Annotated in this window: 11 protein-coding genes and 3 tRNA genes; 10 read left to right on the top strand and 4 right to left on the bottom strand. The window is 40.7% G+C overall.

Annotated elements, in window-relative coordinates; all coding sequences use genetic code 11:
* Positions 1–6: 6 nt before the first annotated feature.
* Genes OFO01_RS08015 through OFO01_RS08005 form a run of 3 tightly spaced genes read right to left on the bottom strand, consistent with a single transcriptional unit; the run spans position 7 to position 1930 of the window.
* Positions 7–468 carry a hypothetical protein gene (locus OFO01_RS08015; protein WP_270859661.1) on the bottom strand — a complete coding sequence of 154 codons (462 nt, stop codon included), beginning with the start codon at positions 466–468 and terminating at the stop codon, positions 7–9.
* A gap of 10 nt (positions 469–478) precedes the next feature.
* Complete coding sequence (kdsA, locus tag OFO01_RS08010) at positions 479–1285, bottom strand: 3-deoxy-8-phosphooctulonate synthase (RefSeq protein ID WP_270859662.1); 807 nt, start codon at positions 1283–1285, stop codon at positions 479–481.
* Positions 1286–1342: 57 nt separating this feature from the next.
* Positions 1343–1930 (bottom strand): transglycosylase SLT domain-containing protein, encoded by a 588-nt coding sequence (locus tag OFO01_RS08005; RefSeq protein WP_270859663.1) that lies wholly within the window; start codon positions 1928–1930, stop codon positions 1343–1345.
* A 118-nt stretch (positions 1931–2048) separates the two neighbouring features.
* Between OFO01_RS08005 and OFO01_RS08000 the strand changes: the two genes are divergently transcribed.
* The 7 genes from OFO01_RS08000 to OFO01_RS07970 all read left to right on the top strand — a co-directional run bounded on the left by OFO01_RS08000 (position 2049) and on the right by OFO01_RS07970 (position 6231).
* Positions 2049–2124: transfer RNA gene (locus OFO01_RS08000), tRNA-Val, on the top strand.
* A gap of 5 nt (positions 2125–2129) precedes the next feature.
* Positions 2130–2206: transfer RNA gene (locus tag OFO01_RS07995), tRNA-Asp, on the top strand.
* Between the two features lie 17 nt (positions 2207–2223).
* Positions 2224–2299, top strand: a tRNA-Lys gene (locus OFO01_RS07990).
* Positions 2300–2406: 107 nt separating this feature from the next.
* Positions 2407–3333 (top strand): HlyD family secretion protein, encoded by a 927-nt coding sequence (locus OFO01_RS07985; protein WP_270859664.1) that lies wholly within the window; start codon positions 2407–2409, stop codon positions 3331–3333.
* Positions 3330–4244 carry an ABC transporter ATP-binding protein gene (locus OFO01_RS07980; RefSeq protein WP_270859665.1) on the top strand — a complete coding sequence of 305 codons (915 nt, stop codon included), beginning with the start codon at positions 3330–3332 and terminating at the stop codon, positions 4242–4244. The genes OFO01_RS07985 and OFO01_RS07980 overlap by 4 nt, the downstream gene beginning before the upstream one ends.
* Positions 4241–5365: an ABC transporter permease gene (locus OFO01_RS07975; RefSeq protein ID WP_270859666.1), complete on the top strand. Its 1125-nt coding sequence runs from the start codon at positions 4241–4243 to the stop codon at positions 5363–5365. Before OFO01_RS07980 ends, OFO01_RS07975 begins: the two co-directional genes overlap by 4 nt.
* 68 nt (positions 5366–5433) lie before the next feature.
* Complete coding sequence (locus tag OFO01_RS07970; protein WP_270859667.1) at positions 5434–6231, top strand: class I SAM-dependent methyltransferase; 798 nt, start codon at positions 5434–5436, stop codon at positions 6229–6231.
* 33 nt (positions 6232–6264) lie between these two features.
* Here OFO01_RS07970 and guaA read toward each other — a convergent pair whose 3' ends face one another.
* The gene (gene guaA / locus OFO01_RS07965; protein ID WP_270859668.1) at positions 6265–7800 is read right to left on the bottom strand and encodes a glutamine-hydrolyzing GMP synthase; all 1536 of its coding nucleotides are present in this window, start codon (positions 7798–7800) and stop codon (positions 6265–6267) included.
* 151 nt (positions 7801–7951) lie between these two features.
* Between guaA and OFO01_RS07960 the strand changes: the two genes are divergently transcribed.
* The 3 genes from OFO01_RS07960 (at position 7952) to OFO01_RS07950 (ending at position 14489) form a co-directional block, all read left to right on the top strand.
* Positions 7952–8440, top strand: coding sequence for a hypothetical protein (locus OFO01_RS07960; protein ID WP_270859669.1), 489 nt, complete (start codon positions 7952–7954; stop codon positions 8438–8440).
* Positions 8406–10211, top strand: coding sequence for an excinuclease ABC subunit UvrC (gene uvrC / locus OFO01_RS07955; RefSeq protein WP_270859670.1), 1806 nt, complete (start codon positions 8406–8408; stop codon positions 10209–10211). Before OFO01_RS07960 ends, uvrC begins: the two co-directional genes overlap by 35 nt.
* Positions 10212–10358: 147 nt before the next feature.
* Positions 10359–14489 (top strand): ATP-binding protein, encoded by a 4131-nt coding sequence (locus OFO01_RS07950; RefSeq protein ID WP_270859671.1) that lies wholly within the window; start codon positions 10359–10361, stop codon positions 14487–14489.
* Positions 14490–14496 lie beyond the last annotated feature (7 nt).

The following is a 14496-nucleotide window of genomic DNA, read 5'->3' as shown; positions in this document are numbered from 1 at the left end:
ATTTAGCTATTTGCTGTGTAGTTGCGTCTCTATAATCTCTTTTTTACAAGTTTGCAAATCTACCCTATAAAGAAACGCCGTGTAAATCGGCGCATAGGTATATCCATTGAAAACAGTGCCATTTTCTTTTAAGCCATATTTGAAACATAAAGTCTCCCCAACTTTTGCCACGATTGTTTCGCCCCACTCAGGGATACCAACATAAATTTTCGTTTGTATATTTGCAGGAATTTCGACTTTTGCATACGCCCCGTTGCTTATCGTGCCGATTTCTTTCGCACCATCTCCATTATCATAGTAAGCCGTAGTGCGCACCAACGCCCCCATGGCACTTGTTTGTCTATAAACATAAACTACGGCATTATTATTTTGCGGTTCGACAAAATGCTCAAATTTCGCGCCTTTTGCACCACAACCACTCAAAAAAATCGCAAAAAGTATATAAAATATATAAATTGTTTTAGGCATTACAACCCCTTTAAATTTCAAAATTCAAAGCCCTTTTAATCGCCAAAATTTCATTTATATTTTTTTCTAATTCGTCCAAATTTAGCATATTCGGACCATCACAAAGTGCTTCGCACGGATTTAGGTGTGTTTCGTAGAAAAACCCATCGACTCCAACAGCCGCCGCCGCTCTTGCTAAATATGGCACAAATTTAGAATCGCCACCGCTTGTCGCACCGTTTGCGCTTGGCATTTGCACGCTGTGTGTCGCGTCGAAAATCACGGGCGCGAACTCGCGCATTATCGGGAAACTTCGCATATCAACGACGAGATTTCCGTATCCAAAGGTGCTTCCCCTCTCGCACAGCCACACGCCGTTTTCTTTGGCAGCCTCGTAACCTGCGCTTTTTACGCCACGCGTTTCAAGGACTTTTTTCACGCTGTGATTCATCGCCTGCGGTGCGAGAAACTGCCCCTTTTTGATATTTACTACCGCTTTTGTTTTAGCGGCAGCTACGAGCAAATCAGTCTGACGGCACAAAAACGCCGGGATTTGCAACGCATCAGCGACCTCCGCCACAGGCGCAGCTTGGGTGCTTTCGTGGATATCGGTTAGGATTTTAAATCCAAATTTTTCCTTCACTTCGGCTAGTATTTCGCAGCCCTTTTTAAGCCCCGGACCGCGGAAGCTTGCGATACTCGTGCGGTTTGCCTTATCAAAACTGCTTTTAAAATAAAAATCGATCCCGTCCATTTCGTGAAATTTGCGGAGCTTCTCAGCCACCGCGAAAATTAGCTCTTTGCTTTCGATGACGCAAGGTCCTGCGATTAAAATCATTTTCTATCCTTTGTTTAAATTTTGGCTATTTTAACCAAATTTAATTAATAATTAATCTTAATACGGCTTGCCAAACATCTTCTCGTAATGCTCGTAAAATCGCTTGTAGTAGGGGTTGGAGTAGCGTTTGCGCATGCCGTAATTATAGCACTCGATTGTGTCTTTTATGTTTTTGTTTTTGGCGTTCCAGCATTTGCGCAGGATTTTGGCGCATTTTGTGAGATTATAAACGGGGTTGAAGATATAATCAATCTCGCTTTTGTCGAAATTTACGGCGTTTAGCTGCCCAAGTCCCACATCGATAGGAAAGCCGTCTTCGTAGAGTTCTTTTGCGATTTGGATTGCGTAGGCTTCGTTTATGGGGTGGATTGCCACGACCCATTTGGAGCGATTTAGGCTGTAATTACTCGTGCGAATTCGCGCATTTGGACTGCTTAGGGTGGCGAAATAATCGGCGTTTGCTTTATTTGTGAGAAATGAAATCGCAAAGGGGTTAAAATCGCTTTCGATTTTTACGATTGTGTATAAAATTTCGGGTTTGACGCCCTCGTTTGTGGCGACATACGCGATGGAATTTGCAATATCTGCGTGCGAATACCCAAACAATCGCAATGAAAAAAATAAAATCAGTATAAAATTTCTCATAACTCTTTCTTGTTAAATTTAGCTTTGCGTGAGTATAGCAAAAAATTCGATTTTTTTCTCCAATTTAAGCGAAATTTAATATCAATCGATATATAATCACACTTCATTTTTAATAAATGGTCGCTTAGCTCAGTTGGTAGAGCGCCACCCTTACAAGGTGGATGTCATAAGTTCGAGTCTTATAGCGACCACCACTTGTGCGATGGTAGTTCAGCTGGTTAGAATGCCGCCCTGTCACGGCGGAGGTCGTGGGTTCGAGCCCCATCCATCGCGCCACTTACTTTACAATCCGTGTCTTGCTAGCTCAGTCGGTAGAGCATCTCACTTTTAATGAGGGGGCCGTTGGTTCGAATCCAACGCAGGACACCACTTTTTTTCTACATAATTTTTAATCATTAAAATCTTTGGCAAGAAAACCTATATAAATTTTATTTTTCTTTTGATATAATCGCCAGATTTCAATTTTTGGGTATTTTATGAAAAATTTCTTTTTGCTAATTTTCTTTTTTTCGTTTGCAAACTCGCAAGAACTACTAAATGGCTATATAGAGGCTGAATTTACCTATATTTCGCCGTATAATTCTGGGATTTTAGATGAAATTTATGTGCAAAAAGGGCAAAAAATTTCTCCCGCAGATAAACTTTTTTGCGTAGATAAGGGTCTTGGCGAAGCAAATGTCAAAATCGCCCAAAACGAAGTAAATAAGGCAAAATCAAACTACGAAAATTTAATCAAGGGCAAAAGACAAAGCGAAATCTCTGCCTTAAATGCCCAGTTAAATTCCGCTAAAATTGCACTCGAAAACGCACAAAAAGAGTTTTTTAGAGCGCAAAAACTTTTCAAATCAAACACCATAAGCAAATCCGAATTCGACCAAAAATCTGCGAATTTCGACACTGCAAAAGCCAAAGTCGCGGAATTCGAGGCAGTGTTACAAACAGCTAACCTTGGCGCAAGAGACGATGAAATCGAAATCGCAAAAACAAACATCGCCATTGCTGAGCAAAATTTAGAAAAAACAAAATTAATCTTTGCCAAAAACACAGCCGTCTCGCAACACAGCGGTCAAATTTACGATATTTATTTCAAAAAAGGCGAATTTGTCGGCGCAAATAGCCCGGTTTTATCGATTTTAGAACCGCAAAATATCAAGGTCAGATTTTTTGTGCCACAAAAAATCCTTGCAAAGCTCAAAATCGGCGATGAAATCGGAGTTTCGTGCGACGGCTGCGAGGGCGAAAAACCAGCCGTGATCTCGTATATCTCGCCAAGCGCTGAATTTACTCCGCCCGTGATTTACAGCGTCGCAAGCAGAGAAAAAATGGTCTTTATGCTCGAAGCCACCTTTGCGCCAAACACCGAATTTAAGCCGGGTTTGGGCGTTAGCGTGAGAATAAAATGAGCGAATTTGCAATCGATGTTAGCGAGCTAAGAAAAAGTTTCGGCGGCAAAGAGCTCATAAAAAATATCTCGCTTCAAGTCCCGCATGGCAAAATTTACGGATTTTTAGGTCCCAACGGCAGCGGCAAAACCACGACAATCAGGCTAATTTGCGGACTTTTGACCCCAGATAGCGCAAAAGGTCAGGTTTTAGGATACGATGTTTTGACCCAAAGCGATAAAATCCGCGAAAAAGTCGGCTACATGACCCAAAAATTCAGCTTTTGGGAGGATTTAACGATAAGGGAAAATTTAGAATTCGTAGCCCAAATTTATCAAATCCCAAATTCGAAAACAATCATCGACGAAACACTTGCAAACTTAGGCCTTATGGATAGACAAAATCAGCTAAGCAGGGGACTTTCTGGCGGTTGGAAACAAAGACTTGCGCTTAGTGCTTGCATACTGCATAAGCCTGAAATTTTGCTGCTTGATGAGCCCACGGCAGGCGTCGATCCAAAGGCTAGGCGCGAGTTTTGGGACGAGCTTGGCAGGCTCAGGGACGAGGGAATTACCACGCTTGTGAGCACGCACTATATGGACGAGGCTGAGCGTTGCGATGAGTTGGTCTATATCGCAAACGGCAAAATCGTCGTCAAAGGCACGCCAAAAAGCGTCGCTAGGCAAACTGGGCTTTTTTCGTTTATACTTGGCGGAATAAATTTGGCAAATTTGGCGCAAATTTTGCAAAACATGGACGAAATCACCACCACAGCGATGTTTGGAGAGAGTTTGCGAATTTGTGGCGAAGATGAGCAAAGGCTAGAAAAAATCCTGCAAACCTATAAATTTAAGCACGAACTTTCGTGGCAAAAAAGCGAGGTTTTGCTAGAAGATGCCTTCGTGTATTACCTAAAAAAGGCGCTTAAATGAAGCTAGCGCGCATAAAAGCCCTCGTCAAAAAAGAGCTAATCCAGCTAAGACGCGATAAAACCACATTTGGCATGGTCGTGGCGATCCCGATAATTTGGCTTTTGATGTTTGGTTACGCCATAAATATGGACCCCAAAAACCTGCCCATGGCGCTTAATTGCAGGGACAATTCGCCACTTAGCAGAAGCATTGTAAGTGGGCTTGAAAATTCGGGCTATTTTAGGATAGTCGCCGAAATTTCAGATGACAAAACCGGCGAAAAGCTCCTAAAACAGGGAAAAGTTTTGTTCGTGCTAAATATAGGCGAAAATTTTACCAAGGGTATAATCCGCGCTGAAAATCCTAAAATTTTGCTTCAAGCAGACGCTAGCGATCCAGTGGCTGTATCGTCGGCTATAAGCGCGATTTCTGGGGTCAGCCAAAGCGTGATAAATAAAGAATTTAAAGGAAATCTGGCTCATCTGCGCACCAAAAATCCGCCATTTGAAATTCTGCTTCACCGAAATTTCAACCCAGAGGGATTTACGAGATACAACATAATCCCCGGGCTAATCGGCATGGTTTTGATTTTTACCGGCGTTATGATGACGGCACTATCGCTGACGAGGGAGCGCGAGCTAGGCACGATGGAAAATCTGCTCTCCATGCCAGTAACCCCGCTCGAAGTGATGATTGGCAAAATCACGCCGTTTGTTTTCATCGGCATTGTGCAAACCTCTCTCATAATCATAATGGCAAAATTTCTCTTTGAAGTGCCTATTTTAGGCTCTTTGGCACTGCTTTTTTTCTGTTCGTTTATTTTCATTGTTTGCAATTTGGCATTAGGATTTTTGATATCGACAATCGCCAAAAACCAGACCCAAGCCCTGCAAATGTCGGTTTTCGTAATGCTTCCATCAATGCTATTAAGCGGGTTTATGTTCCCATTTTTAGGCATGCCAAGCTGGGCACAGTTTTTGGGACAGTGTTTCCCACTGACATATTTTTTGCGAATTTGTCGCGCGATAATGCTAAAAAACGCGCAATTTGCCGATGTTTTGCCAAACCTTGCCCCGCTTTGCCTAATCGTGCTTGTAGTCACCGCCCTGACGCTAAAAGCCTACAAAAACACATTGGACTGAGAAATTTAAGCATTTTTTGATAAAATATATCGTTATTGAAATTTATAAATCCCGTAAAAAGGATATTTATGCAAAATAAAATCGCAAATACGCTATTTATTCCGTTGATCGCAAGAATTCATGCAAGTAAAAATTTCAAGCAGTATTTTTACGATGAGACGGCGATGAAATTTGAAGATAAAATCCCGCAAAAATTCCTAAAAATTTCATCTGAATATGAGTCTTTGGCTTCTGCTGCAAGATACTATGAAACCGACATTATGATAAAGGATTTCATTGCCACACACAGCGTTTGCAATGTCGTAAATTTGGGCTGTGGCTTGGAGACTTTGGCGTTTCGTTTTAGCAAAAATGGGGCGAAATTTTACGGCGTTGATTTGGCAGAAGTTATCGAATTTAGGCAAAATTTACTACCGCAAAATGATAATGAAACTCTGATTTCTAGCGATTTGTTTGATATGAAATGGAGCGAAAATTTAGATAAAAGCTTGCCTACGATTTTTGTCGCAAACGGCGTTTTTATGTATTTTGCCGAGACAAAAATATTAAATTTAATCGCAAATTTAAAGGCAAATTTTAAAAATTCCGAGCTCATTTTTGACGCTACGACCAAATTTGGCATACGATGCGCGAATTTTTATGTAAGTAGATTTGGCGAAAATATGGCTAAAATGGAGTTTTGCGTGCAAAACAGCAACGAATTTGCCAACAAGTGCGAGTGTGAAATTTTAAGCAAAACGCCGTTTTTTACCACTGCACGAAAAATACTAAAAAATAAAACAAAACTCTCCACTCGCCTTACAATGGCGTTTGTGGATAAATTTGATTTGGCGTTTATTTTGAGATTAAATTTGCGAAAAAAATAAAAAAGACGGGCAAAACGCCCGTCAAATTAAAAATTATTCCCACTCGATAGTCGCAGGTGGTTTTGACGAAATATCATAAACTACTCTATTTATGCCTTCAACTTCGTTTATAATGCGGCGTGAGCAGTTTTCTAGCAGGTCGTAAGGGAGGCGCGAAAAACTAGCCGTCATGCCATCGCTCGCATCGACTACGCGGATACAAACTGCATTTTCATAAGTGCGGTTATCGCCCATGACGCCGACACTTCGGACATTTAATAATACGCAAAATGCCTGCCAAGTTTTATCATACCAACCGCTCGATTTTAGCTCTTCTCTTAAAATCACATCGGCTTTGCGAAGTAGCTCTAAATTTGGCGTATTTACTTCGCCCATAATGCGAATCGCAAGGCCCGGTCCCGGGAAAGGGTGGCGGAAGACGACATCTCGCGAAAGCCCAAGTTCGAGCCCTAGCTGCCTAACTTCGTCTTTGAAAATTTCACGCAATGGCTCGATTAGCTCAAATTTCATCCACTCAGGCAGTCCGCCTACATTGTGATGGCTTTTTATCGTCTTACTTGCCCCGCTTGGAGAGCTTTCGATCACATCGGTATAAAGTGTGCCTTGTGCTAGATATTTTACATTTTCAAATTTTTTAGCTTCCTTATCAAAAACTTCGATAAAAGTCTCGCCGATGATTTTGCGTTTTTTCTCAGGTTCTGTTACGCCTTTTAAGCGACTTAGGAAAAGCTCGCTCGCATCGACGCTGATTAAATTTACACCAAGTTTAAGCTTAAACATCTCTTCGACTTGCCTTGCTTCGTTTGTGCGAAGTAGTCCGTTATCTACAAAAACTACGATTAGATTCTCTGGCACTGCGTGAGCAAGCAGAGCTGCCACCACGGAGCTATCTACGCCACCGCTTACGGCACAAAGGACTTTATCATTGCCCACTTTTGCTTTGATTTTTGCGATTTGCTCTTTTGCGAAGCTTCCCATATTCCAAGTGCTACTTAACCCGCAAATCTCTTTTGCAAAATTCTTTAAAATTTGATCTCCAAACTCGCTGTGTTGCACCTCTGGGTGGAATTGCAATGCGTAAATTTTCTTCGCGTCATTGCCAAACACGCACCACTCGCTCTCGTCCGAACACGCCAAAACCTCGAAATCCTCTGGCAGGCTAGCGACCTTGTCCGAGTGGCTCATCCACACGGTCGAGTTATCACTCACGCCGTTAAAAAGCTTGTTTGAACGAAGTAGTTTTAGGCTTGCTTTGCCAAATTCTTTTTTCGCTGCTGGCACGACAGAGGCGCCGAAATGCTGCGCGATTAGCTGCATACCATAGCAAATCCCAAGTATCGGCAAGCCCAAATCAAAAATTTTCTCATCACAAAAATAAGCGTCCTTTGCATACACGCTCGCTGGCCCACCGCTTAAAATCAAGCCTTTTGGGTTTTTCGCCAAAATTTGCTCGATTGAAGCATCAAATGGTATGAGCTCTGTATAAACACCTTGTTCGCGAAGCCTACGCGCGATAAGTTGCGTGTATTGCGAACCAAAATCCAAAACTAAAATGTCAGCTGTTTGCATATTTTCCCTTCATTAAAATTTCACTGATTATAACTAAATTTAGCCATTATTTGGTTACCTTGCTCGAATTTGAGTCTGTGCTATAAAACGGATCGGCTTTATATCCACACCCACTAAGCAAACCTAAAATAAAAAATGCTAAAATCAACTTATGGAAACTAAAAGTATTAAACAAATCATTGTACATGTGAAAAATAGTCCTTTATACGCCAAATTTCGTGCCAGAGAGAGTTTTATTAAAATTTTGCCCAAAAACTGGCAAAAAATCATAGCCTTTATCTACACCAAAAATGACATTTTGATGATAGCTGTGAAGCACCCAGCAGGACTTCAAGAGCTAAAACGAGATAGTAGTATAAAACTGATAAAAGATATATTAAAAATGTTTGCCAGCGTGCATAAATTTGGCGAATTTCACCCTGATATGGATGTGAAAATTTTCGTTGCTACCAAAACAATGAGTAAAAAGCGCAAGCAAGAACTTGCCCAAAAAAAGGCAAGTAGTAGCGATGTGCGCGTGGCAGAGAAATCGCAGGGCAAATTCACAAACAATATCAAAGATGAAAAAATTCATAAAATTTTTGAAGAAATAAGAGAGATTATCATTGCTAATCGACGAAATCAAATCCCTACCCGCTAATCCCGGCATTTATCAGTATTTCGGCGCAGACGGGAAATTGCTCTATGTGGGCAAGGCAAAGGTGCTAAAAAACCGCGTCAAAAGCTATTTTAGCTTCACTCCCACACTCGCTCCAAGCCCGCGCCTTGGCGCTCGAATCGCAAAAATGATAAGCGAAGCTGTGCATTTAGAATACATCATCACCCCAAGCGAGAGCGACGCGCTGATTTTGGAAAATTCCTTTATCAAACAGCTTAAACCCAAGTATAATATCCTTTTGCGCGACGATAAAACATACCCTTATATCTATATAAATTTAAACGACGAATTTCCGCGCTTTGAAATCACGCGCAAGGTGATAAAGGGGGCGAATATTCGCTATTTTGGTCCGTATTTTCACGGCGCGAAGGAAATTTTAGAGACGCTTTATATGAAATTTCCGCTCGTGCAGAAAAAAAACTGTATCAAAGACAAAAAAGCCTGCCTGTTTGCTCAGATTGGCCGCTGTAAAGCCCCGTGCGAGGGCAAAATTTCAAGTGGCGAATATAAAAAAATAGTTGAAGAGGCGTTAAATTCGCTTAAAAATCCGCAAAAAATGGTGCCGTATCTAAGCTCGCTAATGCTTAAATTTGCCGAAAATGAGAATTTCGAAGAAGCTGCCAGCATGCGCGATAAAATCGAAATTTTAAAGCAGATGAATATCAAAGTCGAGGTGGATTTAGCAAGGCTAGATGATTTTGAAGTATTTGCGATTGCTGGGGAGGCAAATTTGATTTGTGCCGTGCATTTTAGCGTGAGAGAGGGCAAAATTTCGGCTTCGAACTATCACATTTCTCACCTAAAAAACGCAAACGATGATGACGCAAAAAATGGCTACAAACAGCTCATTTTAAGCGCGTTTCCAGGGGGTTCGCCAGTAGCGTGCTCTAAAATTTATTGCTACGCTGAATTTGACGACAAGGCGCTTGTGAGCGAAATTTTAGCCAGCAGGCATGGCAGAAATTTTAGCATTATCGTCCCAAAAATCGGCGAAAAACGCAAAATTTGCGAAATCGCCTACCAAAACTGCCAAATAAACATAAAAAAATATCTCAAAACACATGATTATGGATTTTTAGCGGAATTGAAAGATTATTTTGGTTTGCAAAATTTGCCTGTAAATATTGAAATTTTTGATAACTCGCACATGTTTGGAAGTGCGCCAGTAGGGGCAATGGTCTGCTATAAAGAGGGCGAGTTTTTTAAAGAAAATTACCGCCACAAACACCTAAGCTCAAACAACGACTACGACCAAATGAAGGAGTATCTCACCTCGCGTGCGCTTAAATTTGACGAGCTTGGCGCGCCTGATTTGTGGGTGATTGATGGCGGCGAGGCGTTATTAAATTTAGCTTGCGACATTATTTCGAGCGTGGGAGCAAATGTCGATGTAATCGCGATTTCAAAGGAAAAATTGGGCGCCAAAGCTCACCGCGCCAAGGGATCTGCAAAGGATAAAATTTGCACAAATAATGGAATTTTTGCACTCCAACCAAACGATAAAAAATTACAATTTTTCCAAAAATTAAGGGACGAGGCGCACAGATTTGCAATCTCATTTCATCAAAAAACAAAACGCAAAAATGACTTAAATAGCTCAAAACTCCTAAATTTGGGGCTTACGCAAGGCAAAATCAAAAAACTTTTGGATTTTTACGGAAGTTTTGAAAATATATATTTGGCAAATTTTGATGAAATAAAAAGCTTAATCGGACAAAATTTTGCTGAAAAATTGTTCAAATTCCGCCCATAAAATAGGCAAACAAAGCTACCTTTAAAGATTTTTAGAGTAAAATCCGAGATTAAATCTTTGAAATACAGTTTTCATTTTTCTTTGTAAAGCTTATTTTGAGGTTGAAATTTCACTTTTTTGCATTTTGCAAAATACGAAGGATGTTTTATGAGACTAAATACTTCTAGCGCTCTTAAAATGGTTGCGTGGGTTCCACTTTTAATCATTTTTGTCGTTGCGTCTTGGTATTTGTATGATGCTGCGAGGTTGTATAAAATCAACGAAAACCTCAAGCATAAAGTCGATATCTCAGCTGCTTTGTATGACTTCTACGAGGAGTTTGCCAAAGAGCGTGGTATCACAGCGGCGTATCTAGGTAGCGGTAACAATGTCGGTCTTGGCTCTGTTCTTAAAACACAACGCGCCAAAACTGATAAAGCATGGCAAGATTTCCTTGACTATCACGCTCAAACACACGAACAAGACAATGCTCTTCACCAACTTTTCATCGAGCACTCAGAGGCACAATCTGCTGCGATTGATCAAATTACAAATTTGATTGGCAGACTTCCTGAGATTAGAAAGAGCATTGATAATCGTGACAAAGTGTTCGTTGAGTTATTCGAGGAATATTATGATAAGTTTGACGAGCAATTGACTGCCTTCCGTGATACTATCAACGAAAACTTGTATTCAGCCGATGTTGGTACTCTATCGCTTACCCTTGCAAACATGTATGATACGATCTCTGGAACAGCTGCGGTTCGCGATGTTAGTATCGAATACATCATCTCAGGTAGCCCACTTCCTAGGGAAGAGATTGATCACTGGAAAGAGCACGCATGGCAATCAGAAATGCCTGACCTAGTCATCGCTACTCACTATGCTGCTACTGGTGAAGATATCGCTATCAAAGGCGAGCTAGAAGAGTATTTCGCTAAACCTGAAAATGAGCAAATCGCCGAAAATGCACAAAATGCAATGAGAACGATTGAAACTCAATTAGCAACTGGCGAGTATGATATTCCATTTAACGAGTGGTTTAGTATCCAATCTAAAAAATATGCAATGCTAGATGAAGCTGTTAAAATGGCTTCTAACGCACTACAAGAGCGTGTTGATATTCACTCAGCGCAACAACTTCAAACATTGATTTTCGCTGCTGCTGCGTTCTTGCTATCACTTATCCTAGTTGGTTTCTCAATCGCCGTCGTTAGACGCATTAACAGAAACATCAACGACCTTGGAAGGGTTCTTGGTAGAGTTGGTGAGCTTTCTAACAACAACGAGCAATTCGATATCAACACAGCTGATGGTATCGACAAAGCCTACTCACTTATCGAGGACGCGATCGACTTCATTGCCTTGCAAAAAGCAGAAGCTGAGGATGCCAACAAAGCAAAATCTATCTTCCTTGCGAATATGTCACACGAGATTAGAACTCCGCTTAATGGTATTATCGGATTTACAGAGTTGCTCAAAAACACAGATTTGGACGAAGAAAAACGCGATTATGTCGATACAATCGAAAAATCATCTGAAAACCTTCTAACCATTATTAATAACATTCTTGATGTTTCTAAAATCGAAAGCAATAAAGTTGAGATTGAGGATATTTTATTCAACCCAATTCAAGATTTCGAGAGTGCTGTTGAGATCTACGCTGCAAAAGCTGCTGAGAAAAACATCGATATCTTGCTTTACATTGACCCTACGCTGGTTCATCACCTATACGGCGATATTACTAAGATTAAAGAAGTTCTTATCAACCTTATGTCAAATGCCGTTAAATTTACACCAGAGCAAGGTAGCATTGCTGTTAATATCGTCAGAGAAGAAGAGAAAAACCCTGGCGAAGCTATCGTAACATTTAGCGTCGAAGATACAGGTATCGGTATCTCTGAGGATAAACTAGCAAATGTATTTAACGCCTTCTCACAAGCTGATTCTACAATCACTAGAAAATACGGTGGAACTGGTCTTGGTCTAACCATTTCATCTAAATATGTTGCGATGATGGGTGGTAAGTTACAAGTTAAATCAACAGTTGGTAAAGGAACGAAATTCTTCTTTACTCTACCGCTTAAAGAGACTCAAAAATCAGACGCAGAAGAGATGTTTGCTCACATCAGTGGCTTAAATTTCGCACTTCTAGCAGATCCTAACGATGTAATGTATAGCGATGTCGTTAAAAGATATGTAAATAATCTAGGCGCAAAAATTTCAGTCTTTAATTCAAGCGCACAACTTCGCTCTGCACAAAACAACAACTCTTTTGACGCGTTGATTACTAGATTTAAAAACTATGGCGATGTAAGCAATACTACGATTTTACCTACAATCCTAACTCTAAAACCAAAAGAGTTACAAAGTATCAGCATTACAAACCCTAGAATTTTCACTCTATCTGAGCCAGTGAACCTATCAAAACTAGGCAAAACAATAGATAAAATTCTAAAATCTGGTTCATTAAAAGCTAGACCAGCGGCAGCAGCAGCGGCAGCGCCAGTAGTAGAAGAGCCTAGCCTATCTGCTATCGCTGATGAATCACCAATTATCCCAGATATCACTCTTGATGAATCGCCAATCGTCGAGGAAAGCCCTGTCGTAGAAACTCCGATAGTTGCAGAAGAGATGATTATGGAAGAAGCTCCACTAGCCGTAGAAGAGCCAAAAATAGAAGAACCAAAAGTAGAAGAACCAAAAGTAGAAGAACCAAAACCATCTAGCTCATCAGCAGATGAATTGCGTGCTATTCTACAAAACAGACACAGAGGCACAGCTAGCGAAGCAAGCTTCGTATCTACACCAGAGCCTGCAATCTCAGAGCCGGTTGTAGAACCTAGCGTAAGCATCGAGCCTGAAATCCCAGAGATTAGAACTGATATTTCTGATATCACTCTTGATATCCCTGAAACACCAAATGTCGAGGTAGAAATCCCTGAGATTACAATCGAAGAGCCAGTTGTGGCACCAGTTGTAGAACCAGAAAGCCAAGAGATTGAAATTTCAGATATCGAAGCTCAAATCAGCGAGCCAGAAGTAGCAATTCAAACTCCTGAGATCAAAGTAGAAGCTCCAAGCGTAGAAGTTAGCGCTCCTGTGATAGTAGAACCAGTCGTAGAGCCTGAGCCAGTAGTCGAGCCAGTTGCTGCGGTTGTAGAACCAGTAGTAGAACAAGCAGTTGAGCCAGTCGCAGAAAAAGTAGTCGAGCCAGCGGTAGAGACAGTCGCTCCTGCCGCAGTAGCTACTAAACAAAGAGTAATCGAAGAAATCATCGAAGTTCCTGTTACAATCTACGAGGAAGTTCAACAAGAAGAGACAATTATGGTTGAAGAGGAAGTTGAAGTCGAAGAGGAAGTTGAAGTTCCTGCTGAGCACAATCCAAACGATGACAATGTTCCTATGGTTAATCGCAAATACGCTGCTAAAATCCTAATCGCTGAGGATAATGAAATTAACCAAAAACTTATGAAGCACACATTAAACAGCTTCGAAATGGATTTAACGATCGTAGAAAACGGCTTGTTGGCACTAGAAGCTAGAAAATCAGGCGAAGAGTATGATTTGATTTTTATGGATATTTCAATGCCTGTAATGGACGGTATCGAAGCAACAAAACAAATCAAACAATACGAAGCAGATAACAACCTACGCCATATCCCAATCGTAGCTGTTACAGCTAACGCGCTAAAAGGCGATAGAGAGAAATTTATGGCAGCTGGTTTAGATGAGTATTGTACAAAACCGATCAAAAAAGACATTTTGGCTAATATGCTTAATGACTTTATCGGTGACAAACGCTCTGACGCGGCTCCTGCTGGTGGCACAGTAAAACAAATAGTCAAAAAACTTGTAAAACGCCAAGTTCCAAAAACTATTCTAAAAACCGTGAAAGTGCCTAAAACGATAATGAAACAAGTTCCTAAGAAAACTATCGTTAATGAACCAGTAGCACAAGCTGTTAAAGCAAAAGATGTCTTGATTTGTAAAGCAAATGTCATGGAAAGCAAAATTTTCGCAAGCATTTTGAAACACCAATACAAAGATGTTGATATGGCTGCGAATTTTGAGCAACTAATTTCTATGGCAACTAACGATAGCTACAAATTGGTATTGATAGATAAAAAACTAGCTGGTATCGATTTCGCTGCCCTAGAAAATCTACACCAAAAAGCGCCAAATACAAATCTAGTATTGTTCTCTAACGACAACGATGAGAACCCTGCATTTAGCGAAGTTGTTACTTACAATATCACTAAATCTGGCCTAGAAAAACTTGCGCAAAAATATATATAAGGGATAG

The sequence above is a fragment of the Campylobacter sp. JMF_01 NE2 genome (genome assembly GCF_027737365.1).
In the GTDB taxonomy this organism is placed as follows: domain Bacteria; phylum Campylobacterota; class Campylobacteria; order Campylobacterales; family Campylobacteraceae; genus Campylobacter_B.
The sequence above is the reverse complement of the archived record's forward strand: the minus strand, read 5'-3'. Positions and strand labels throughout refer to the sequence as shown.

Coding starts and splice junctions, on each gene's coding strand:
- OFO01_RS08015 (WP_270859661.1), bottom strand. CDS start 468: ATGCCTAAAACAATTTATATATTTTATATACTTTTTGCGATTTTTTTG.
- kdsA (WP_270859662.1), bottom strand. CDS start 1,285: ATGATTTTAATCGCAGGACCTTGCGTCATCGAAAGCAAAGAGCTAATT.
- OFO01_RS08005 (WP_270859663.1), bottom strand. CDS start 1,930: ATGAGAAATTTTATACTGATTTTATTTTTTTCATTGCGATTGTTTGGG.
- OFO01_RS07985 (WP_270859664.1), top strand. CDS start 2,407: ATGAAAAATTTCTTTTTGCTAATTTTCTTTTTTTCGTTTGCAAACTCG.
- OFO01_RS07980 (WP_270859665.1), top strand. CDS start 3,330: ATGAGCGAATTTGCAATCGATGTTAGCGAGCTAAGAAAAAGTTTCGGC.
- OFO01_RS07975 (WP_270859666.1), top strand. CDS start 4,241: ATGAAGCTAGCGCGCATAAAAGCCCTCGTCAAAAAAGAGCTAATCCAG.
- OFO01_RS07970 (WP_270859667.1), top strand. CDS start 5,434: ATGCAAAATAAAATCGCAAATACGCTATTTATTCCGTTGATCGCAAGA.
- guaA (WP_270859668.1), bottom strand. CDS start 7,800: ATGCAAACAGCTGACATTTTAGTTTTGGATTTTGGTTCGCAATACACG.
- OFO01_RS07960 (WP_270859669.1), top strand. CDS start 7,952: ATGGAAACTAAAAGTATTAAACAAATCATTGTACATGTGAAAAATAGT.
- OFO01_RS07950 (WP_270859671.1), top strand. CDS start 10,359: ATGAGACTAAATACTTCTAGCGCTCTTAAAATGGTTGCGTGGGTTCCA.